The organism is Marinifilum breve (assembly GCF_003202155.1).
GTDB lineage: Bacteria > Bacteroidota > Bacteroidia > Bacteroidales > Marinifilaceae > Marinifilum > Marinifilum breve.
The window spans coordinates 213,135-237,249 of record NZ_QFLI01000005.1; the positions used below are offsets into that span (position 1 = coordinate 213,135).

At 35.0% G+C, this 24,115-nt stretch carries 19 protein-coding genes; 6 read left to right on the forward strand and 13 right to left on the reverse strand.

Features of this window, described 5'->3' with window-relative positions:
* Window positions 1-3: 3 nt before the first annotated feature.
* Both lipB and lipA read right to left on the reverse strand, forming a co-directional pair.
* Window positions 4-708 carry a lipoyl(octanoyl) transferase LipB gene (gene lipB, locus DF185_RS12850; RefSeq protein ID WP_110361153.1) on the reverse strand — a complete coding sequence of 235 codons (705 nt, stop codon included), beginning with the start codon at window positions 706-708 and terminating at the stop codon, window positions 4-6.
* Window positions 701-1,579, reverse strand: coding sequence for a lipoyl synthase (gene lipA / locus DF185_RS12855; RefSeq protein ID WP_110361154.1), 879 nt, complete (start codon window positions 1,577-1,579; stop codon window positions 701-703). Before lipA ends, lipB begins: the two co-directional genes overlap by 8 nt.
* Window positions 1,580-2,003: 424 nt before the next feature.
* Between lipA and lysS the strand changes: the two genes are divergently transcribed.
* From lysS to DF185_RS12870, 3 genes are all read left to right on the forward strand, one after another.
* A complete protein-coding gene (gene lysS / locus DF185_RS12860) occupies window positions 2,004-3,725 on the forward strand; it encodes a lysine--tRNA ligase (RefSeq protein ID WP_110361155.1) in 1,722 nt (573 codons plus the stop codon).
* Between the two features lie 128 nt (window positions 3,726-3,853).
* Entirely contained in the window at window positions 3,854-4,849 is a 996-nt protein-coding gene (locus DF185_RS12865) for an NAD(P)H-dependent glycerol-3-phosphate dehydrogenase (protein ID WP_110361156.1), read from the forward strand.
* A 143-nt stretch (window positions 4,850-4,992) separates the two neighbouring features.
* Window positions 4,993-6,333 carry a glucose-6-phosphate isomerase gene (locus DF185_RS12870; RefSeq protein WP_110361157.1) on the forward strand — a complete coding sequence of 447 codons (1,341 nt, stop codon included), beginning with the start codon at window positions 4,993-4,995 and terminating at the stop codon, window positions 6,331-6,333.
* Between the two features lie 31 nt (window positions 6,334-6,364).
* Here DF185_RS12870 and DF185_RS12875 read toward each other — a convergent pair whose 3' ends face one another.
* The gene (locus DF185_RS12875) at window positions 6,365-6,667 is read right to left on the reverse strand and encodes a hypothetical protein (protein WP_207784644.1); all 303 of its coding nucleotides are present in this window, start codon (window positions 6,665-6,667) and stop codon (window positions 6,365-6,367) included.
* Between the two features lie 94 nt (window positions 6,668-6,761).
* On the opposite strand from DF185_RS12875, the gene DF185_RS12880 reads away from it, so the two are divergent.
* Window positions 6,762-7,664, forward strand: coding sequence for a DMT family transporter (locus tag DF185_RS12880; RefSeq protein WP_110361158.1), 903 nt, complete (start codon window positions 6,762-6,764; stop codon window positions 7,662-7,664).
* A gap of 541 nt (window positions 7,665-8,205) precedes the next feature.
* Here DF185_RS12880 and DF185_RS12890 read toward each other — a convergent pair.
* Together DF185_RS12890 and DF185_RS12895 are read right to left on the reverse strand one after the other, a co-directional pair.
* On the reverse strand, window positions 8,206-10,707 hold the full coding sequence (locus tag DF185_RS12890; RefSeq protein ID WP_110361160.1) for a PAS domain S-box protein: 2,502 nt from the start codon (window positions 10,705-10,707) through the stop codon (window positions 8,206-8,208).
* Window positions 10,708-10,929: 222 nt separating this feature from the next.
* A complete protein-coding gene (locus DF185_RS12895; protein WP_110361161.1) occupies window positions 10,930-12,285 on the reverse strand; it encodes a cyclic 2,3-diphosphoglycerate synthase in 1,356 nt (451 codons plus the stop codon).
* Window positions 12,286-12,526: 241 nt separating this feature from the next.
* On the opposite strand from DF185_RS12895, the gene DF185_RS12900 reads away from it, so the two are divergent.
* On the forward strand, window positions 12,527-13,150 hold the full coding sequence (locus tag DF185_RS12900) for an acyl carrier protein phosphodiesterase (protein ID WP_110361162.1): 624 nt from the start codon (window positions 12,527-12,529) through the stop codon (window positions 13,148-13,150).
* On the opposite strand, the gene rodA is transcribed toward DF185_RS12900, so the two are convergent.
* The 8 genes from rodA to rsmA form a co-directional block, all read right to left on the reverse strand.
* Window positions 13,104-14,528, reverse strand: coding sequence for a rod shape-determining protein RodA (gene rodA / locus DF185_RS12905; RefSeq protein ID WP_110361163.1), 1,425 nt, complete (start codon window positions 14,526-14,528; stop codon window positions 13,104-13,106). The genes DF185_RS12900 and rodA overlap by 47 nt on opposite strands.
* A gap of 8 nt (window positions 14,529-14,536) precedes the next feature.
* Complete coding sequence (mrdA, locus tag DF185_RS12910) at window positions 14,537-16,411, reverse strand: penicillin-binding protein 2 (protein ID WP_110361164.1); 1,875 nt, start codon at window positions 16,409-16,411, stop codon at window positions 14,537-14,539.
* Window positions 16,412-16,427: 16 nt separating this feature from the next.
* Entirely contained in the window at window positions 16,428-16,931 is a 504-nt protein-coding gene (mreD, locus tag DF185_RS12915; RefSeq protein WP_110361165.1) for a rod shape-determining protein MreD, read from the reverse strand.
* Window positions 16,928-17,755 (reverse strand): rod shape-determining protein MreC, encoded by an 828-nt coding sequence (gene mreC / locus DF185_RS12920; RefSeq protein ID WP_110361166.1) that lies wholly within the window; start codon window positions 17,753-17,755, stop codon window positions 16,928-16,930. The genes mreD and mreC overlap by 4 nt, the downstream gene beginning before the upstream one ends.
* 43 nt (window positions 17,756-17,798) lie before the next feature.
* The gene (locus DF185_RS12925) at window positions 17,799-18,821 is read right to left on the reverse strand and encodes a rod shape-determining protein (RefSeq protein WP_110361167.1); all 1,023 of its coding nucleotides are present in this window, start codon (window positions 18,819-18,821) and stop codon (window positions 17,799-17,801) included.
* Window positions 18,822-18,901: 80 nt separating this feature from the next.
* Complete coding sequence (gene purH, locus DF185_RS12930; RefSeq protein ID WP_110361168.1) at window positions 18,902-20,434, reverse strand: bifunctional phosphoribosylaminoimidazolecarboxamide formyltransferase/IMP cyclohydrolase; 1,533 nt, start codon at window positions 20,432-20,434, stop codon at window positions 18,902-18,904.
* A gap of 267 nt (window positions 20,435-20,701) precedes the next feature.
* Window positions 20,702-22,060 (reverse strand): magnesium transporter, encoded by a 1,359-nt coding sequence (gene mgtE, locus DF185_RS12935; RefSeq protein WP_207784645.1) that lies wholly within the window; start codon window positions 22,058-22,060, stop codon window positions 20,702-20,704.
* A 24-nt stretch (window positions 22,061-22,084) separates the two neighbouring features.
* A complete protein-coding gene (gene rsmA / locus DF185_RS12940) occupies window positions 22,085-22,876 on the reverse strand; it encodes a 16S rRNA (adenine(1518)-N(6)/adenine(1519)-N(6))-dimethyltransferase RsmA (RefSeq protein ID WP_110361169.1) in 792 nt (263 codons plus the stop codon).
* A gap of 218 nt (window positions 22,877-23,094) precedes the next feature.
* Between rsmA and DF185_RS12945 the strand changes: the two genes are divergently transcribed.
* Window positions 23,095-24,114, forward strand: a complete 1,020-nt coding sequence (locus tag DF185_RS12945; protein ID WP_110361170.1) for a lysylphosphatidylglycerol synthase transmembrane domain-containing protein — start codon at window positions 23,095-23,097, stop codon at window positions 24,112-24,114.
* The last annotated feature ends 1 nt before the right edge of the window (window position 24,115 follow it).

The following is a 24,115-nucleotide window of genomic DNA, read 5'->3' on the forward strand; positions in this document are numbered from 1 at the left end:
AAATTAGTCAATTTCCAGCTTCATATCAAACAGATTTGCAATATGATTTTTTAAATTATGTTTTACCTCTTCAATATCAAGCTCTTTGCCTAGCTCTTTTTTTAATGAAGTCACTCCTTTATCAACAAATCCACATGGATTTATGTAATCGAAATATTTCAAATCGGTATTCACATTAAAGGCAAAACCATGCATGCTAACCCATCTACTTACTCTCACTCCAATGGCGCAAATTTTACGAACTTTTGGTGTTCCAACATCTAACCAAACACCAGTGGCTCCATCCAATCGAGTTCCTGTCAAACCATAATCGGCAATGCAATTAATTACAGCCTGCTCAAGTGTTTCAATGTATTTTTTGATACCCATATCATAAGTTTCCAGGTTTAGAATTGGGTAACCAACAATTTGTCCAGGTCCATGATAAGTGATATCTCCACCTCTGTTTATTTTGTGGAAACTTGCTTCCTTTGCCTGTAGTTGCAGCATATTAAGCAACATATTCTGCTCTTTACCACTTTTCCCCAATGTATACACATGTGGATGCTCACAAAACAGCAAGTAATTATTGCTTAAGTTTTTCTCTTCTACTGGAAGATCAGCATTTTCTTGTCGCGATTGTAAAACTTCCTGAAACAAGTTTTCCTGATAATCCCAGGCTTCTTGATAATCAATGGAGCCCAAGTCTCTAAAAATTGTATTAGTCATTTTTTAAAACCTGCTTTAATTTTAGTGCGTTAACGTGTTGTTCTGCGTGATATGATGAACGAACAAGTGGAGTACTTTCTACAAATGAAAATCCTTTCTCCAATCCAACCTGCTCATATTTTTTGAATTGCTCAGGAGTAATATACTCTTGAAGTTCCAAGTGCTTGCGAGTAGGTTGCAAATATTGACCTATGGTCATTACTTTAACTCCAACCGCCAACAAGTCATCCATGGTTTGGTAAATCTCCTCTTCGGTTTCTCCCAAACCTAGCATGATTCCTGATTTTGCAACAATACCTGAATCTGCAATTTGTTTCAGCACTTTTAAACTAAGGTCGTATTTTGCACGACTCCTAACCTCTGGTGTTAAGCGACGAACTGTTTCCAAATTGTGAGAAATTACTTCTGGATTTTCATTGATAACTCTCTGTACATCCTTTTCTTTCCCATTAAAATCAGGAATTAAAACTTCCAAGGTAGTTCCAGGACAAGTTTCTTTAATTTCTTTAATACATTCTGCCCAAATTCCTGATCCACCGTCTTCCAGATCATCACGATCCACGGAAGTGATTACCGCATGCTTTAGCTTCATCAATTTAATTGATCGCGCCAATCGTTTTGGTTCTTTTGTATCAACAGGAAGTGGTTTTCCGGTAGGAACATTACAGAATTTACAAGCTCTTGTACAGATATTTCCCAAAATCATGAATGTTGCTGTTCCATTTCCCCAACATTCTCCAACATTCGGACATTTTCCACTCGAGCAAATTGTATGCAATCCGTGTTCTTGAACAATGCCATTTACATAGGCGTAATCGTCACCTTTTGGCAGCTGTATTTTTAGCCATTCTGGCTTTCTTTTTATTTTCATTTCTGCTTCTCCCTATTTCTATCGATAATCTATTTCTCTCAACTGATTATCAACATTAAAACCTTACAACAATTAATAATTCTTGCAATAAAATTTCAATTCATGCAAAGGTATTCGAAAGGATTGAATTATTATCCCCATTCAGTATGTTTTTAACTGAATTATTAGACGTTGAATTATTTAAACTCAATCTAAATACCATCAAATGTGATGCAATATTAAAAAATAATCATCTCACTTCAATGAATAATCTGATGCAATTGGAATATTTTTCGTCTACGTACTCAAATTCAGACATTTCACCACAAGATTAGCTTGAAATATCACATTTAGTTTATTTTTTTACACGCATTTATTTTTATGCATTCACATATTGCAGGGATTATTATATCTTTGCACCCGAATAAACTTTATTGAGATTAAGATGAATGCGTTAGAACTTAGTGAACAAGAGATCATTAGAAGAAATTCCCTAAAGGAAATGCAGAATTTGGGTATCAATCCATTTCCTGCAGCACAATATCATGTAAATAATTATTCTACAGATATTCTGAAAGATTTCGATCCTGAAAAGAACAACCTACAGGAGGTTTGTATTGCAGGTAGAATAATGAGCAGAAGAATTATGGGTAAAGCTTCTTTTATTGAACTTCAGGATTCAAAAGGAAGAATTCAGGTATACATTGCCCGCGATTCTATTTGCCCTGAAGAGGATAAAACTCTTTACAACACAGTATTCAAAAAGCTTTTGGATATTGGAGATTTTATTGGAATTAAGGGATACGTATTTAAAACCAAGGTTGGTGAAACTTCTGTTCATGCAACCGAAATGACTGTTCTTTCAAAATCAGTACGTCCACTTCCTATTGTAAAGGAAAAAGACGGAAAAGTATACGATGCTTTTAGTGATCCTGAAATGCGTTACCGTCAGCGTTACGTTGATTTGGTTGTAAATCCGGATGTAAAAGATGTGTTCTTGAAAAGAACCAAAATCATTAACTCAATGCGCGAGCTATTCAACAGCAAGGGATATCTTGAGGTTGAAACTCCAATTTTGCAAGCAATTCCAGGTGGTGCATCGGCTCGCCCGTTTATCACTCATCACAATGCTTTAGACATTCCTTTGTACATGCGTATTGCAAACGAGTTGTATCTAAAGAGATTGATTGTTGGTGGATTTGATGGTGTTTATGAGTTTGCAAAAGACTTCCGTAACGAAGGTATGGACAGAACTCACAATCCTGAGTTTACGGTAATGGAAATCTATGTAGCTTACAAAGACTACAACTGGATGATGGACTTCACCGAAGAGATGATTGAAAAAGTTGCTTTGGATCTTCACGGTACAACTAAAGTTCAAGTGGGAGACAAAGAGATTGACTTCAAGCGTCCATTCAAACGCATTTCTATGATTGACTCTATAAAAGAGCACACAGGAATTGACATCAATGGAATGGATGAAGAACAACTTCGTGATGTTTGTAAGCAATTAAATATTGAGGTTGACGAAACTTTTGGTAAAGGAAAGTTAATTGATGAGATCTTTGGTGAGAAATGTGAAGGAAATTACATTCAGCCAACTTTCATTACTGATTACCCTATCGAAATGTCTCCTCTTTGTAAAAAACACAGAGACAATCCTGAGTTAACTGAGCGTTTTGAGCTTATGGTAAACGGTAAGGAAGTTTGTAATGCTTACTCTGAGTTGAATGATCCTATTGATCAGCTGGAAAGATTCCAGGAACAAATGAAATTGAGCGAAAAAGGAGATGACGAAGCTATGTTTATTGATATGGACTTTGTTCGTTCTCTTGAATATGGTATGCCTCCTACATCAGGTATGGGTATTGGTATCGACCGCTTAACCATGTTGATGACCAACTCTCATTCAATTCAGGATGTACTATTCTTCCCTCAAATGAGACCAGAGAAAAAAGCTGCAGTTGATAGCGATGAAAAATTTATTGAATTAGGTATTGCTCCAGAATGGATGCCTGTAATTCGTAAAGCTGGATTCCAAACTGTAGAAGCTCTTAAAGAAGAAAAGGCTACCAAACTACACCAGGATATTTGTGGTTTGAACAAGAAACTAAAAATGGGTTTAAAAAATCCTAGCCAGGATGAAGTAAAAGCTTGGTTAGCTTAAACTTATTTTATAAATAATATTACATGATCGGAGGTTGGGAATTTTTCCCTTCCTCCGATATTTATTAAATTAGAGATCTGTTACTTACAAAAACAACTCTCTATTTTAAAAAGACTTAGCAATAATATATGAACGAATCGTCGAGAATTGCCATTATTGGAGGTGGTAGTTGGGCTACAGCAATCGCAAAAATACTTCGCGAAAACGACTTGAAGCTTAACTGGTACATGCGAAACCTTGATACCATCAATCAATTTAAACAACTTAGTCACAACCCAAGATATCTTACCGGAGTGGAGTTCGATCTTAATCACATTGAATTCTACAACAATCTGGATGAAGCAGTTCTTAATTCGGATGTGATCATTTTTGCAGTTCCGTCGGCGTTCTTAAAAGATGCTTTAAAAAGATTAACGGTTAGCTTAGAAGATAAGATTATCGTTTCAGCTATTAAAGGTATTGTTCCTGATGAGAATATGATTATTGGTGAATTCTTTAATGAACATTACAATGTACCATTAGATAATATTGGTGTTATCTCAGGGCCTTGTCACGCCGAAGAGGTAGCTATGGAACGCTTATCGTATCTAACCATCGCATGCCAGGACACAAAAAAGGCAAGATCACTAGCGCTTAACCTGGAATGTCCTTATATCAAAACTACCATTTCCGATGATATATACGGAACTGAGTATTCAGCTGTACTAAAAAATGTATTTGCAATTGCGGCAGGAATCTGTCATGGTCTTCGCTACGGCGATAACTTTCAGGCAGTACTGATTTCAAATGCAATTCAAGAAATTAAACGTTTTGTTGATACAGTACACCCAATTTCTCGCGACATTAAGAGTTCTGCATATCTGGGCGATTTATTGGTAACTTGTTATTCGCAGTTTAGCCGTAACCGTACATTTGGTACAATGATTGGCAAAGGATACACAGTAAAATCTGCACAGCTTGAAATGCATATGATTGCAGAAGGTTATTATGCTGTAAAATGTATCAAAGAAATTAACGAACACTACAATGTAAATATGCCAATTACCATGGCAGTTTACAATATTTTATACGAACGTATTTCTCCTACAATAGAAGTAAAATTATTAACAGAAGATTTACGTTAGACTTGAATTTTAGCTGTATTTTTGCAGCAGATATACGTAAGAATTAACTTTTTAAATACAACTTTTACATTCTATATCTATCAAACTATTTGGAGGGGTATCGGTTCGGATAGAGGTAAAATGTAAGGCTTAATTTCTACACAATGGAACACATTAAATTGAGTATTGACAAATCTCTTGACTTTGTTAGCAAAGAAGAGATTTTTAAGTTTGAAGAAAGCAGTAAGAAACACCTTATTTCCCTTCACGAAGGAACCGGAAAAGGAAATGATTTTGTAGGTTGGGTTGATTTGCCTTCAAGAATTACTGAAGCAGAATTAAATGACATCGAAGCTACTGCAAAATCATTAAAAGATAAAGTTGAAGTGTTGGTAGTTGTGGGTATTGGTGGTTCATACCTTGGTGCAAAAGCTGTTAACGATGCACTTGCTCACAGTTTTGATCACCTAAATTCTGGCGACGAAAATCCTTTGGTACTTTACGCTGGTCAGAATATTAGCGAAGATTACCTATACGAATTAACTGATATCTTAAAAAGTATTGAATTTGGTATTTGTGTAATTTCAAAATCAGGAACTACAACTGAGCCTGCTATCGCTTTCCGTTTGTTGAAAGAAATGTTGGAAGAGCAAGTAGGTAAAGAAGAAGCTCGTGAGAGAATCGTTGCAATTACTGATGAATCGAAAGGTGCTTTAAGAACTCTTGCTGATCAGGAAGGATATAAAACATTTGTAATTCCTGACAATGTTGGTGGACGTTATTCAGTATTAACTCCTGTTGGTTTATTGCCAATTGCGGTAGCTGGTCACGATATCAAAGCTTTGGTAAACGGTGCTAAATCGATGCAAGACTATTCTGTTGCTGCTTCATTTGAAGAAAATCCAGCATTGCTTTATGCTGCTACCAGAAATGCTTTGTACCAAAAAGGAAAAGGCATCGAAATTCTTGCCAATTACAATCCTAAACTTCACAATGTAGCTGAATGGTGGAAACAACTTTACGGTGAAAGTGAAGGAAAAGAAAACAAAGGTATTTTCCCTGCAAGCGTAGATTTCACTAGCGATCTTCACTCAATGGGACAATATATTCAGGAAGGACAGAGAAACATTTTCGAAACTGTAATTTCTGTTGCTAAACCAAATCACACAGTATTGATTCCTGAGGATAAAGACAACTTGGACAAGTTAAATTATCTTGCTGGAAAACGTGTGGATGAAGTAAATAAAATGGCAGAGTTGGGAACTCAATTGGCACATGTTGATGGTGGTGTTCCAAATCTTAAAATTGAAATGCCTCAACTGAATGAATTCTATTTGGGTGAGCTACTTTACTTCTTCGAAATTGCTTGTGGTGTTAGCGGATACATCCTGGATGTTAATCCATTCGATCAACCAGGGGTTGAAGCCTACAAAAGCAATATGTTTGCTTTGCTTGAGAAACCAGGTTTTGAAGAAGAATCTGCAAAAATAAAAGAAAGATTATAAAATCTACCTTTATGATATTAAAAAGACCGGCTTAATTCCGGTCTTTTTTTGTATCGTAAAGTTTCACATCCTCTTTTACTCTTTTGCTGTCAAAATGAATTCTGGCCTTTTTACCAGTAAACTGCCCCAGAAAAAATGCACTCACCATTATTGGATAGGTATACAACTCAAACCCTAATCCAAACAAGTGACGAAACAAAACAACAAAAGGAATTGGAGCATGAATGGCAATAAACCACATTACCGAAAACTTTTTAAATCCCTGACGAACATAGCCAAATGGCAAATTTAGTACGTAAGTTGCCAATGCTGCTAATATCAAATTTAGTTCCATACGAACGAATATATCAATAATTATCGGCAAAGCACAAGCTACTTATATAAATCATCAAATTTTAGATACATTTGTTGCCATTACTCAAAGTACCATGAATTATAAATTTAAAATCAAAGGCATAGCTCTTGCATTAGCTGCAACCATTAGCTTTTCAAATGTTTATTTGTTTAGCAAAATGGCCATGAAAGATGTTGATTTGGCTTCTTTTGGAATACTTTGGTTTGGCTTAGCTTTGATATACAATTTAATTTACAACCGATTTTTCACACAACGACAGAACCTAAGCAGTTTAACGAAAAAATCGAAGAGAATTCTTCTCTTCATTGGTCTATCTGAATTTATCTCGATAACGGCATTTTTCCTGTCGATAAATCTTACCGATAATCCAGCTATTGTATCCTTCCTTGCCAATACCAGTCCTATTTTTGTAATTCTTATTGGTTTTGTATTCTATCAAATTAGGTATGGTTTTATCTCCATTCTCGGAGTCATCATTACATTATTTGGTGTTTATTTGATGAATACCAACAACTCGGAATTTGAATGGCAAACTTTGTTAACTCCGGCCAGTATTAGTGCATTGGTGTTTGCTCTATTCTACGGTGTAAGTCTGGTTCTGGCAAGATCAGAAATTAAAAACATTCCAACTACAATGATTACGGTTTGTAGAAACCTATTCCTTTTTGTCGGATTCACAATCTACCTGATAGCAAACCAAGAATTACCAACTTATAGCCTTCAGTCTGTTTTCTATATCACCACAGGCTCATTTTTAGGTCCTTTTTTAGGAATACTTCTAACTTTTGCATCTTTAAAATATGTAGATGCATCCATTACAACTTTAATTGGAACATCAAGAAGTATTTTTATTGTTGCTGGAGCCTTTCTTTTAATGGGAATATTTCCTAATGTAAATCAGCTTTTGGGAGGTTGCTTAACCATCTTGGGAATTTTAACCATTACCATGGCAGATATTATTTATAAAAAGAAATAGGCAAAATCGCTAGGTAAAATCGAATTGTGACACTTCTTGGTTTAAAATAAATTGAGATTCGAGGATTTTATACCATCATTACTTCCAAATATTTTATTTGGCTATTCCGGATTATGCCTTTATTATCAAATATTTTATTTGTACTAATTAATGCTTCCCGTAAATTTCAAATATTTTATTTGAAACAAATGATAATTTGGGTAAGCATACTTTTATTTAAAATGGACTTTCCCCAGCTTGGGGAAAACCAAACAAATCAATTTTTAGCTTATTATAGTTTGGGGAGATCGGTATGGATCTTAAATCTGTAATTATATTCCTAAGTGGGACGCCAAAACCACAAAACAAAAATAATATCACACAAATTGGTGATATTACTTTTGTTTTATATCCTTTCCAAAAGACGCAAAGAAAAAACCGTACAGATTTTAGCTTGAATGTAAATTTGGAACATTAAAAATGTTTTAAGAGCCAGGAGTTATATTCTTGCATATAGCCTTGGGAGATATTTTTTGTATTGCCCATAAAATGGCTCCTTATATCAAACCAACACCTTTCTTACTTGCGCAAACAATTCTTCCTTGCTAAAAGGTTTTGTAAGGTATCCATCGCAACCAGCACTCATGCATTTTTCCTCTTGCTCTTTAAAGATATAGGTACTTTGAGCAATAATCTTTGTTGCTATTTCTGATTTTTTAATTTCATCCAAACATTTCATACTATCCCTGCCTGGAATATCTAAATCCATAATCAATAAATCGGGAGATAACTGTTTCAATTTATCAAGCATTTCGGTACTATTTTCAGCAAATAACACCTCTACATCCTGATCATCAAATAATTTCTTCACATATAAAAACGAGTTGTAATCATTCTCAGCCACAAGTACTTTTTTTGATCCTATCCTCTCTTTTGAAGTATCTAAATCATTATTTCTAGTTGGAAGTTTCGATTTATCAACCGGAATTGTGAAATAAAATGTACTTCCTATCCCTACTTCCGATTCAAATCGTATTGTTCCTCCAATTAATTCTACCAAGCCTTTACATATACTAAGACCTAAACCTGTTCCATCAATAAAGTGCTCCTCATCTCCTTGTCTAAATCTTTCAAATATCACTTCATGTCTATCCTCGGGAATGCCAATACCATCATCCTTTACATATACTTCAACAAATGCTTGATCATCTGATTCTATTAAATTACAACCAAGTTCGATTCTTCCTGAATCAGAAAACTTAATAGAATTTTCAATCAGATTGTCCAAAACTTGCTGAATTCTTGTACTATCCGAATGCAATTCTAAACCTTCGAGTTCATGATTTGATTTGATTGCTAATTCCAAGTTAGGCTTGCTTTTAATAAGGTCTCGATTCTTATGAATCTCCAAACTTTCCTTCATCAATGAGAACAAATAAAAATCCGAATTCTTAACCGTAATTTGATTCATCTCTAATTTGGATAGGTCCACAATATCATCAATGATCTGTACCAATCGATTACCTGATTGTTGAATGATGTTAACATATTGCATACGCTCTACTTCTTCAATTTCAGAATCAATTAAAAGTTCCGAAAATCCCATAATGGCATTCATAGGCGTTCGAATTTCATGACTCATATTGGCCAGAAATATCGATTTCAACTTATCCGATTCTTCCGCTTGTTCTTTGGCTTTTCTAAGTTCTTCTTCGGTCTTTTTAATTTCAGATATATCCCTTGAAACCCCCAATACTCCCGTGATATTTCCTTTAGAATCGTACATCGGGGTTTTTATTGTCTCTGTAAGAATCTCTTTGTCTGTCTTAACCGATTTGGCCCAATTTACAAATCGAATTGTTTCTGCAGACTTTATTACTTCCAGATCTTTCTTAAAATAAAAATCGGCAATCTCATCTTTATTATAAATCACAAAATCAGACTTCCCAATTAATTCTTCCTGCTTAATCCCGAGGAACTCCGCAAAATTATTATTGCATGCCAAATACTTTCCTTCCTTATCTTTTAACCAAATCATTTCTGGGACCGTTTCCAAAATTGTTTCCAATCTGGCTCTTTCATTATCTATTTGTTGCAAGGCGTTTTTTCGCGTACTGATATCTCTTAAAATTGCCCAATAACCCACAATTTCTTCCTGTTCATCCTTCATCAAATGAACTCTTAACTCAACCGAAACAGTAGATCCATCTTTCCTTATACACTCCTTCTCATATACTTCAGAACTACCATTTATTAAAACTTCATTCTTTAGAATTCCATCATCGATTTGAATCCACTTTTTAGGAGTAATACTTTTAAAATTCGTTGCCAACAATTCTTTTTCTGAATAACCCAATACATCTTGTAAAGCTTTGTTACATTCGAGTATATTGTACTCTATATCCATTACAACATAAGCATCAGACATGCTTCCGTATAATCTTGAATATTTTTCTTCGGTTGAAGATAGAATGGTTTTATTCTTTACATTTTGCATTTGACGCTGCATAAACAAGCCCAACAACATATTTACAACTGGATAAATTGTTAGAAGTGGCAAAACAAGATATGAAAGCGTTGAATAAATTTTTTCAGAAGGAAGTAATAAAGTGCAAAACAGCATTGCAATGTGCACAACCAAACCCATTAGCAATAATTCTACCCATTTAAGATGATTGCCAACTCTCGTCAATAGTCCTCTCCAAATAATACCTATGGTTCCCGAACTAATGATAACAGCTATTCCCATTGTTATGCCATCTCCTCCCATAAAAATCCTGTAAATACTGGTAATGAGCATAGCTATGATGGTTGGTATCACACCAAAAAATAATCCTGATATTGATAGAATAATAGATCTGGTATCAAATACAATTCCAGAAGATGCCTTCCACGATGTCATCATTAGAATGATACCAATTGCTCCAATAATACCTCCAAAAAACACTTGTCGATATAGGGGTTTTAATTTGGCCTTATTCACCCACATATACTCGCAAAAAATACTAAAGCTTAATAATATAGCTGCATTTTGCACGAGTCCAAGAAGAATAGAGTCGTTCATAAGTAAGATTTCAAATAGTAGTTTTTAGTAATAGTTCGTTATTGCTTATAATATAGGGCAGCAATAGCTTTTATACTCCTAATTCCTTTAAAAGGTTATCATTAACAAAACTATTTTAAAGCATATTTTTTACCGATACTAGAGAATCATTATAATCACAAATAAAAGAAGAGGAACAGATAGCACCTGTTCCTCCTTCATCACCTTTAATCAATTATATAATTACTCAACAGTTTCTTGAATTAAATTATGATCTTTCACAAACTGGTTGATAATATGCGACATTTTTGGGTAACCAATTTCTTCCAAATCATAGTAAACACGAGTATTTGGCTTCTTGATATTAATGATTCTATTTAAATCTATAGGTGTACCAATAATGACTGTATCACAATCGCTGGCATTAATGGTAGCTTCAAGATCTTTCAATTGCTGATCAGAATATCCCATTGCTGGTAAGATATTTCCAATCTCTGGATAAATTTCGTAAGTCTCTTTTAGTTTACCTACCAGATATGGGCGAGCATCAATTTCTTCCGCTGCACCAAACTTACGAGCTGCGATTGTACCTGCTCCAATCTTCATCTCACCATGAGTTAAAGTTGGTCCATCTTCTACAATTAAGACACGCTTACCACGAATCATTTCAGGATCATCAACACTAATAGGTGATGCACCGTCAACAACCTGTGCTTTTGGATTTGCATAAGCAATACTTTCTCGAACTTCCTGAATACCTTCAGGTGCAGCCGAATCCATCTTATTTATTACAACAATATCTGCCATTCTTAAATTAACTTCTCCCGGATAATAGCTTAATTCTGCTCCCGGACGATGTGGATCGGCAACTGTAATTGTCATATCAGGCTTGTAAAAAGCGAAATCATTGTTTCCACCATCCCAAAGAATTACATCACATCCATCAGGATCTTCTTCGGCAGAGCGAACAATTGCTTCATAATCCACACCCGCATATATTACATTACCTCTAGTAACATGTGGCTCATATTCTTCCATTTCCTCAACAGTACACTTGTGTTTTTTCAAGTCTTCGATTGTTGCAAAACGCTGTACTTTTTGAGCTACTAAATCGCCATAAGGCATTGGGTGACGAATGGCAATAACTTTTAACCCTTTTGCCATTAATTCTTCAATAACTTTACGTGATGTTTGAGATTTGCCACAACCTGTACGAGTTGCAACAACCGCAATAACCGGCTTCTGACTTTTAATCATTGTATCTCCAGGACCTAATAACTTAAAGTTCGATCCTGCTGCATTAACAATTGCACTTATGTTCATGACTGTCTTATACGATACATCCGAATAAGAAAAAACACAGTCATCAATACAATGTTCTTTTATTAATTTAGGCAGATCTTCTTCTGCATAAATAGGAATTCCATCTGGATACAAAGAACCCGCCAACTCTGCAGGGTATTTTCTTCCATCAATGTCTGGAATTTGAGCTGCTGTAAAAGCAACAACATTGTACTCTGAATTGTCTCTGAAATAGGTGTTGAAGTTGTGAAAGTCACGACCCGCAGCACCAACAATAATGACATTTTTTTTAGCCATAATCTCTCCTTCTTTTTATTTAATTTCACATTAAGTTTATGAGTGTATAAAATTATCACTTTAATGGAATTATGCTAATTTTATCGAATTTTAATCACTAATTTACTGCCTGTTGCTTAACACGATATAAAAACTTGACATTAGTAAAAATTAAACGTAACTTCTTTGGTTAACCATTTATTCGAACAATCATAACGAAGACTACCCACTCATCTAAATTGCTTTTTTGTATTTTTGTTTCATGAATTTTTTAGCGCATTTGTATTTATCTGGTGATTCAGAAAAGGTAAAAGTTGGCAACTTTATTGGGGACTACGTCAAGGGAAAGAAGTACGAAAAGTATCATCCTGGTATCCAAAAGGGAATCATTTTACACCGAAATATTGACCATTTCACAGACAAACATCCTTTGGTACTTGATAGCTCGAAAAAATTAAAGGAGGGCTATGGCAGGTATTCTGGAGTAGTTGTTGACTTAATTTTTGATCATTTTCTGGCTAAATACTGGCAAAACTATCACACATTACCTATTAAGGATTTTGTGACAAATTCACACGAAACTCTGGTAAAAAACTACTTAACACTACCTCAAAAAGTTAAAATGTTTCTGCCATTTTTAATTCAGAGTAGACGATTAGAAAGCTATGCAAATATGGATGGTTTGCAAACAGCTCTTGATATCATGGCCAAAAGAACTAGTTTACCTGATAATTCAAGCTTTGCAATAAAAACATTGGAAGAAAACTACACCGATTTTGAAAATGAATTCAAATTATTTATGAAAGACATATTAAAATATGTACGAGATGAACACAATATTAGCGTAGCAACTCCAAACGGTTGGCATCCAAACGAAGGAAAATAAACAGCAGAATGGTAAAAGACCAAAGTGATGAACCTCCATAACTAAAAAATGGCAAAGGAATACCAATAACAGGTGCTAGACCTATTGTCATTCCAACATTAATGGTCAGGTGGAAAAATAATATACAGGCTACACCATATCCGTAAACACGACTAAATGATGATCGCTGACGTTCTGCCAAAAATAATAATCTTAAAATCAGTGTAAGCAATAAAATCAAAACAAAGCTTGAGCCTACAAAACCCCATTCTTCGCCAACCGTGCAGAAAATAAAATCGGTACTTTGCTCAGGAACAAACTTAAACTTGGTTTGAGTACCATTTAAAAAACCTTTACCTGCAAAACCTCCAGATCCAATTGCAATTTTAGATTGAGCTACATTATAACCCGATCCGTAAGGATTTGTTTCAATACCTAGAAGCTCGTTAATTCTTGTTCGCTGATGTATCTCTAATACATTATCAAAGATATATCCAACCGAAAAAGTATAAAAGATACTACCGAAAACGATTAGGATTGTCCATGCAACATTTTGCAACTTCTTTTTATAGGCATGCACCAAGAAAGGAACAGCATTTATCCCCAAAGAAATAATTAAAATCAAGTAATTGGAAATTTCTATTTTTAACCCTTTAGCAACGAGCCATACCAAAGCTAAACATGCACCTAATGATAATATTGCCTTTGCAAAAGCAGGCCATTTTAAGCCATAAGTTTTTGCAACAATAAGACTCGAGCAAACAATTATTAAAAGCACCGTAAACTTGGGCCATAATAAAGTAAACACAAACAATAAGGCTGCTATAAATGCTAAAAATAATACAATACCTGATAATCCTTCTCTATACAAAACCAACAAGAAAACAGAATATACCAATGCTGATCCTGCGTCACCTTGCAATACAATTAATGCCATTGGCGTGAATAAAATCACAGCAGAAATAAAAAGCGACTTTATCTTATGAATTTTGAAATTATACTGCGTGACGTACCTGGAAATGGCAAGACAAGTGGCAAACTTGGCAAACTCTGCTGGTTGAAAACGAATTGGACCCAATTCAAACCATGATTTTGCTCCCTTGATATCTCGTCCTAGCACTAATACCGCAATGAGAAGAATCAGCATAAATAGATAGGTGGGATATGCAAAAGCAGAATAAAACTTACTTTCAACAATTAGAATAACAATTGCCAATACAGCAGCAGCTCCAATCCACATTAATTGCTTTCCATATCTTTGACTTATATCAAAAATACTTTGGTGTTCTTCATTATATACGGCAGCGTATATATTTATCCACCCCAAAAAAACCAGCAAAGCATACAGTAAAATTGTCCACCAATCTAAATTCTTAATTAAGCTTACTCTTCTGGTCATATCTATTTTTAGTGATTATTCGATTGTGAAATTTTCTTATTTTTATCTACTTGATGAATTAAGTCCGCTTCCAACATGCGTTTCTCTATCCATTTTTTACTATTCGAGATTTCTCCTCTAATGTATTTTTCAATCATTAACCCGGCAATTGGCGCTCCATATCTCGACCCCCAAACTCCATTCTCAACATATACAAGAATTGCAATTTTGGGATTTTCACGTGGTGCAAATGCAATAAATACTGAATGATCTTCTTCGTCAACACGACCTGTTTGAACAGTTCCAGTTTTACCACAAACACGAATACCAGGAATTGCAGCCAAACCTCCTGTACTACCTTTTCCTCCAGTCACAACCATCTCCATACCGTCAATTATCGAAGGAAAATTGGAAGGATCAATACTAGTTTCATGTTTAGCAGTGAATTTTTCATCAACACCTTTTTCTTTACCAATTGATTTTACAATATGAGGAGTATAATAATGACCTCGATTGGCTATGGCAGCACACATGTTAGCCATCTGCAAAGGAGTAATCAACAACTCACCTTGTCCAATCGAAATAGAAATCATATTAAGAGCTCGTAAATTTTTTCTCCTATACTTTTTTTGATAATAGTTTAAAGTTGGTATACCTCCTTTTAATTCATGAGGTAGATCAGTTCCCAAACGTTGTCCTAAACCAAAGGACATAACATGATTTCGCCAAACATCATAACCATTATTTACCGAACCAAACTTTGGAGATTCTACAATATAACGAAAGGTATGTGCATAATATGCATTACAAGAATGCATGATAGATTGTCGCAAATCTAAAGGAGAAGCATGAGAGTGACATCCCATAGTAAATGATCCTACATGATAGCCATTATGACATTCAAATCGAGTAAAAGGATTTATTACCTTTTCTTGCAATCCAATCAAGGCATTAATCATTTTAAAAATTGATCCTGGTGGATATTGAGCCATTAATGTTCTATCAAACAATGGCTTTAAGCTATCGTTTTGAACCAATGCTCTGTAGTTTTTACTCATAACTCTACCAACCAACATCTCCGGATCGTAACCCGGACTAGATACTTTAGCTAGAATTTCTCCTGTTGCTGGTTCTAATGCAACGATTCCTCCCTTTTTGTTCTGCATTAAGAGTTCACCATACTCCTGCAAATCAATATCCAAAGTAGATACCAAATCCTTACCTGAAATGGGTTGCTTATCAAATTTCCCATCTCGATAAGAGCCTTTTATTCTGTTATAAACATCAACCCAATAGATCTTTTTACCCTTCTCACCACGCAAATCCTTCTCATAAGTCAATTCTATTCCACTTTTACCGATATAGTCTCCTTGACTGTAGTAATGATCTGCTTTTATTTCCTTATTATTTACTTCATTAAGATATCCCAATGCATGTGCCGCACTCTGTCTTGGATACTTACGCAATGTACGTGGTTGAACAAAGAACCCTGGGAATTTGTAAAGTTTCTCTTGTAAAACGGCATACTTCTCTGAAGAGAGCTGTTTCAAAAAAATAGATGCTCTTCGGTAAGAGTAATTTTTAGCCTGTTCAAGCTTTTTAATGGCATCTAATTTTTCTATCCCAAGCAGAGTACAAAAATCAAGCGTATCGAAAACTTTCACTTGTTTGGGAATTACCATTACATCATAAACTGCTTGATTATAAACAAGAAGCTCTCCGTTTCGATCATAAATTAATCCTCGAGCAGGATATTGAGTTACCTGTCGTTGAGAATTATTTTCTGCTGATAACTTATAGGAATCATCTACAATTTGCAGATTAAAAAGTTTGATCATAAAAATCAGAACAACCAAAACAAAGATTCCTCCTATTACATATATTCTATTCGAGAAATTATTCATTTGCTATAAGATTGATCTATTTTTTAAACATCAAAAATTGCGAGGTAATTATTAAGGTTAACGTGAAAAATGTACTAAAAATTATTCGCATAATGGTTTCACTAAAATTTGCAAATGAAAATGCCTCAGCAACAAATAAAAAACTGTGATGAGCTATTATTAAAGTCAATGCATATTTAAAAAACCACGCAAATCCCAAATATGCAATACCAGGATAGGTTCCAACTTCATAGCCATCACGAAGCGATAAATAATTCAATACGTAAGGTCGAACATAAGCCATAAAAACACAGGCAGAAGCATGCATTCCAATTGTTCCGCTGAAAATATCAATACTAAATCCAAGAAAAAATGAAAGTATCAACAATAACCAATTGGGTATTTCGAATGGTAATAACAGGATAAATAGTATATACATGTATGGGTTCACAAAGCCACTCACCTGTATGTTGTTTAAAATTGCAACTTGAATGAATACAAGAACAACAAATCGGATTATGTTTTTTAAGATGATGTTCATTCTGTTGCTTCCTCCTCTAATTTTAACCGCTCCTCTTTCATTAAATCACCAACAACTTTCACGTATGATAAACTCTTAAAATCATTTGAAAGTAAAATTTTTATATTCTGAAAATTACTACCAGAAGAAGTCATAACTTTATCAACCACTCCTAATTTAAGTCCTTCAGGGAAAATTGCTGAGTATCCACTTGTTACAATCGTATCGCCTTTGGCAATTTTTACATGAAATGGAATATCTTTAAGCATAGCCTTACGATAATCTACACCATCCCAAATTAGAGATCCATGATAATTATTACCTTTTAGTTTGGCCGAAATCCTTAATCGATCATTTAAAACAGAAATAACTGAAGCAAAATTGTCAGATACACTTTTTACAACACCAACTACTCCATTATCGGTAACAACTGCCATTTCACGCTCAATTCCATGAATTCTACCTTTATTAAGGGTAATATAATTCAACTGCTTATTAACAGAGTTATTGATAATTTTTGCTGTGCGATAAATGTACTGCTGTTTGTAAATTGTATCTAAAAAAACAAAAGAAGAATCTGTTGTTAATTTATAAGATGAATGTAAAAGGTTTCGTAACCTTACATTTTCACGATTCAACTCCTCATTGGTTTTAGCTAAAGAAAGGTAGTCAGTAACGGAGGATACTTTTTGATAGATTCCTCCGCTAATGGCATTACTTGAATTCAGGAATTCTGATTTTTGATAGTTGTTATAATTGACTAACAACAGTATACAAAATATTTCGAATACAATAAATAAAATCGTAAAATGAAATCGTACGATAAAGTGCAACAGATTCTTCATTCGAAAATCAATTCCTGAGTATAAAATATGATTTCGTTCCCGATTATCTTCTCAGGAACGAAAATTTATCTACATTTTTAAGGGCAATTCCAGTACCACGAGCAACAGCTCTTAATGGATCTTCTGCAATATGGAATGGAATGTTAATCTTATCAGTTAATCTCTTATCAAGACCACGTAATAAAGCTCCACCTCCTGCTAAGTAGATACCTCTGTTTACAATATCAGCATACAGTTCTGGTGGTGTTTGCTCCAAAGCACTTAAAATTGCAATTTCAATTTTTGAGATTGATTTCTCTAAACAGTGAGCAATCTCTTGATATGAAACTGGCACTTCAATTGGCAATGCTGTCATTTGGTTTGGTCCCTGAACACGGAAATCAGCTGGTGGATCTTCGAGCTCCGACAAAGCAGAACCTACATGAATCTTAATTTCTTCTGCAGTTCTTTCACCAATTTTAATATTGTGCTGATGACGCATGTATTCTTGAATATCTACAGTCAAATCATCACCTGCGATACGAATTGATTTGTTGGTAACGATACCTCCTAGAGAAATAACTGCAATTTCGGTTGTACCACCTCCTATATCCACTACCATGTTTCCTTCCGGAGCTTCAACATCAATTCCAATACCTATAGCAGCCGCCATTGGCTCATAAATCATATAAACATCTCTACCTCCGGCGTGTTCCGATGAATCACGTACCGCACGCATCTCCACCTCGGTACTACCCGATGGAATACAAACTACAATTCTTAACGAAGGAGGAAACAATCGAGGTTTTTTGTTAATCATTTTGATCATCCCTCGAATCATCTGCTCTGCCGCATTAAAGTCGGCAATAACACCATCCCTTAACGGTCGAATGGTTTTCAGATCTTCGTGTGTTTTACCTTGCATCTGGCGAGCTTTCTCACCAATCGCAACCATTTTTTCGGTGCGGCGATCGAGAGCTACAATCGAAGGTTCGTCAACAACAATTTTATCATTACAAATAATAATAGTGTTAGCGGTCCCCAAATCAATAGCAATCTCCTGAGTTAAAAATGAAAATAATCCCATATGGTAGCTATATCTCTGTTATCTTATTTTAGTTGCTTTTGGATACAGAAATAAATTCTGTATCCAAAATCGCAATTATCTTAGTGTTTAAAATGTCTCATTCCTGTAAACACCATAGCAATACCGAATTCGTCAGCTGCTTTAATTGAATCTTCATCCCTTATCGATCCACCTGGCTGAATAATTGCAGCAACTCCTGCTTTATGAGCTGCTTCAACACAATCCGAGAATGGAAAAAAAGCATCTGAAGCCATAACGCTTCCTTGAATTCTTTCTGCTCCCTGGCGAATTGCATTTTCCAATGCCCAAATACGACTAACCTGTCCTGGTCCAACTCCAGTAGTAGTTTTGTCTTTTGCTAAGGCGATACCATTCGATTTTGCATGCTTCACTGTCTTCCATGCAAACATCAAATCTTCCATCTCTTTTTCTGATGGTTGTCTTTTGGTAACTACTTTTAATTCTTCTCCAATCAATTTCTGATCCTGATCCTGAATTAACAATCCACCCAATACAGTTCTGCCTTTCATAGCAGTATAATCCGATTTTAGGATTTCAGGCAATTCCAAAAGTCTCAAATTTTTCTTCTTGGTTAGTACTTCTAAAGCTTCCTTGCTAAATGAAGGAGCAACAATTACTTCCAAGAAAATTCCGCTCATGATTTCAGCAGTAGCTTTGTCAATTTCGCGGTTTGCTGCAACAATTCCACCAAAAATAGAAACCGGATCGGCATCGTAAGCTTTCTGGAATGCTTCAGCAATAGTTTCTGCACTACCAATACCACAAGGATTAGCATGCTTGGCTGCAACAATGGTTGGCTCTTCAAACTCTTTTAGTGTTTCCAAAGCTCCATCGGTGTCACCAATGTTGTTATACGATAATTCCTTACCGTGAATTTTATTTGCCGCAGTTAATGTCCCTTCTGTTTCCTGAATTTGAGTATAGAAGGCTGCATTTTGATGCGGATTTTCTCCGTAACGAAGATCTTGTTTCTTTTCGTATGTTAGAGTTAAAGTTTTTGGTGATTTCACATTCAATTTTTTATTGAAATAACCAGAAATCAAAGCATCGTAATGTGCTGTGTGTTCAAAAACCTTAGCTGCTAAATATTCTTTTGTCTCCTTACTTGTTTCTCCAGATTCTTTTAATTCTTCAATTACTTTTGAATAATCTTCCGGATCGGTAATTACAGAAACGAAATTATAATTTTTAGCTGCAGCTCTTAACATGGTTGGTCCACCTATGTCGATATTTTCAACAATATCTTCATGAGTTGAATCAGGATTTAAAACTGTTTGCTTGAACGGATAAAGGTTACAAACTACAATATCGATTGGATCGATCCCCAACTCAACCATTTGTTTTTGGTGAATTTCATTGTCGCGAATTGCAAGAATACCACCTTCCACATGTGGATGAATGGTTTTTAAACGACCATCGAAACACTCAGGAAATTTCGTCAAATCAGACACATCCATTACAGGAATTCCTTCTGCTTTAAACTTTGCAGATGTTCCACCTGTTGAAATAATTTCCCAACCCATTTCGGTTAGTTCCTTAGCAAACTCAACAACATTTGTTTTATCAAAAACACTGATAAGAGCTCTCTTCATAATTCTTTTTTTTGGAGGTATTTTATAAAATGGTATAAATTAATTTTCCTTGCGAAAAACTATCTTGGCTGAGTGGTTTTACAAATCATTCATCTATAACAACTTACAAGACCCCTTAAAACCTCATGCAAAGTTAAGAAAAACCTAAAAAAATCCACTTTAAGAAAAGAGTTTTTATTTGTCTTTTTTATTCCATCATAATAAATAAGACAGTTTACAATAACACAATCAAAAACCGTTAATGAAAACCTGTCTCGTTTCTAAAAGCTACAATAAATTAAAGAAGTACACACTAATCCCAAAATATATGAAAATACCTACAATATCATTTAGCGTGGTAATAAATGGTCCTGTTGCCAAAGCTGGGTCAATTTTCGCTTTATTCAACATCAAAGGAATTAAAGTACCTGCAATTGCTGCAAATATAATTACGGAGAACAATGCAACAGAAACTGCAATTGTCAGAGTAAACTCTCCTGAATAAAAATAATTACAAACAAATAACAATGCCGAACAGGTCAAACCATTAATTACAGCTCCACCCAATTCTCTCATAATTCGGCTAAATACACTTTCGAATCCAAGTGAATTGTTTGCAATACCTTGCACAATAATTGCAGATGACTGTACTCCCACATTACCTGCCATCGCGGTGATTAATGGAATAAAAATTGCCATAGCTGGAATCTGACCAATGGCATCCTCGTACTTATGAATAACCATAGCTGCAAAAATACCACCAATCAAACCGATAACAAGCCATGGAAGACGTGCTCTTGTCTGTATCCAAATAGAGTCACTAGCTTCAACATCTTCAGCCAAACCCGATGCCATTTGGTAATCTTTCTCTGCTTCATCACGGATTACATCCACAACATCATCAATGGTAATACGTCCCATTAAACGTCCAATGCTATCAACTACAGGAATGGCAACCAAATCATATTTTTCCATGATATGTGCTACTTCCTCATCTTCTTCATCGGTGTGCACCGACATTACATCTGGTGTGTAGATATTGATAATTTTTGCCGAAGTTGGACTCAGAATCATCTTTTTTAAGGACAATGTACCCTTTAAAATTCCATCATCATCAACAACATATACATAGTAGATTTCATCAATATCTTCGGCTTGACGACTTAATTCTCGCAAACAAGTAAGAACTGTCCAGTTTTCATTTACAATTACCAGCTCTTTTGCCATCAAACCACCTGCAGTATCTTCATCGTAATGCAGAAGATCTACAATATCACCGGCTTGTTCAATATCCTCGATATGAGACAGAATCTCCTCTTGTTTTTCGTCTGACAAACCACCAATCACATCGGCAGCATCATCGGAGTCCATTTTGTCGATAAACTTTTTGGCAACAACCTCTGCAGGCAGTGCCTTCACAAAGCGATCTCTATCGTCTTCTTCTAATTCTGCCAACACATCCGCGGCAGTATCACCGTCAAGTAATAGGTATAGGAATTTTGCCTCATCAATACTTAGTTCATCGTAGATTTCGGCAATATCTGCTGGATGCAATTCTTCCATTAAACCAATTGCCTCAGCTTCATTTTTCTCTTCGATTACTCTTTTAATTTCATCGATATATTCGCGAGTCAATTCAAATTGCATAACAATAAATTTTAGGTGTAATTTTTATTCTCTTAACTGCATATTTAGCAACTCCTGAATTTTGTTGGTCAAGTACACAAACTGCTCAATGCTCAACTGCTCCGGTCTTTTTGCCATCAGCTCATCGTCAAGCTTGTGTTCTCCCAATATGGATTTCAAGGAGTTTCGTAAAGTTTTACGGCGTTGGTTGAACCCCGTCTTCACGACTCGAAAGAATAATTTTTCATCGCACTCCAAATTCGAAGTTGTATTTCTAGCCATTCTGATAACAGCAGATTTTACCTTTGGAGGTGGATCAAATACCTTTTCACTTACAGTAAATAAATATTCAATATCGTAAAATGCTTGCATCAAAACACTCAATATCCCGTAAGTTTTATTTCCTGGCACTGCACTCATACGTTCGGCAACTTCTTTTTGAATCATTCCAACAACTTCCGGAACTTGATCGCGATGCTCAAGAATTTTAAAAAATATTTGCGATGATATATTGTATGGGAAGTTTCCAATCACGGCAAATGATTCATTAAAAATTTTTGATAAATCGTACTTTAAAAAATCTTCACCAATAATTCGATCGGATAAATTCGGATAATTCTCCTTTAAATAAGCTACTGATTCGGTATCAATTTCTACAACATGCGTTTCAAACTTATCATCCTGCAATAAGTATTGAGTTAAAACGCCCATACCCGGACCAATCTCCAAAACCTTAGAAACATTATCAGCCTTTAAGCCTGCCACAATTTTTTTTGCAATATTGAGGTCTTTCAAAAAGTGTTGCCCTAGATTCTTCTTCGCCCTAACGTATCCCATACCTATCCTTTTTATTCTCTTTTATACAAGCACCTGCAATTAACGAAAGTTAAAAACGGCAGCTTTTCAAAGGAGATTTCAAACATTTACTTATTTTTGTAGCTTACATTTAATGCTCGGCAAAATTAGGACTTAATACCGAATAAGTTGGTATTCGTGCCGAAAAATTAATCATTGTTAGTTTTTTCTGTAAAATTCTAACATTAAAAATATCAAAATTGAAGAAAAAGCTCGCAAATACTCTTAAATTTTTAATCTTCTTTTCAATAGGTGCATCTTTATTTTGGATCACTTACAGAGATCAAAATGCATCTGAACTAGTACATACTATAAAGAACGATGTAAATTACTACTGGATTCTTCTTTCTCTATTTTTTGGCTTACTAAGTCATATAAGCAGAACTATAAGATGGAACCTATTAATTGAATCATTAGGCAAGAAACCTAGAACTGTAAATACATTTCTTGCCGTAATGGTAGGATATTTTGCCAATCTGGCTTTACCTAGAATGGGTGAAATATCAAGGTGCGGAATCATTAGCAAATATGAGAAAATCTCTTTCTCTCAATTGGTAGGAACTGTTGTTCTAGAACGAGTTCTTGATATTATCATGCTAATAGTATTCCTATTAATTGCCTTATCTACTCAGTTTTCTGTAATTGCTAACTTTTTCGCCAACAACCCTGAAGTAAGCGAGAAGCTGTCGAATGTATTTGCATCAGCTTATACACTATATACATTAATTGCAATTACTCTTGTAATTTGGTTACTTAGAAAGAAGTTTAGACATACTGGTTTTTTCAAAAAAATAGACCAAACACTTCAAAACTTTATGGATGGTTTTAGGACCATTAAAAAAATAGAAAACAAATGGCCGTTTATTCTACACACTGTATTCATTTGGGTGATGTACTACCTAATGACCTACATTTGTTTCTTTAGTTTTGGCTTCACCTCAAACCTACCTGCACTTGCCGGATTAACCGTATTTGTAATGAGTGCTTTTGGAATGGTTGCTCCTGTACAAGGAGGAATTGGAGCTTGGCATTTCATGGTAATTGGAACATTATTGGTATATCTACCGGGTGTTAACAACATCGAAAGCATGTCTAGAAGTTTTGCTTTGGTGGTTCACGGAGCTCAAACTGCCATGATAATTATCGTAGGAGCATTATCAGTAATTGCTCTACCTTTTGCCAACCGTAAAGAATTAATCAACAACAAAGCTAAAGCCTAAT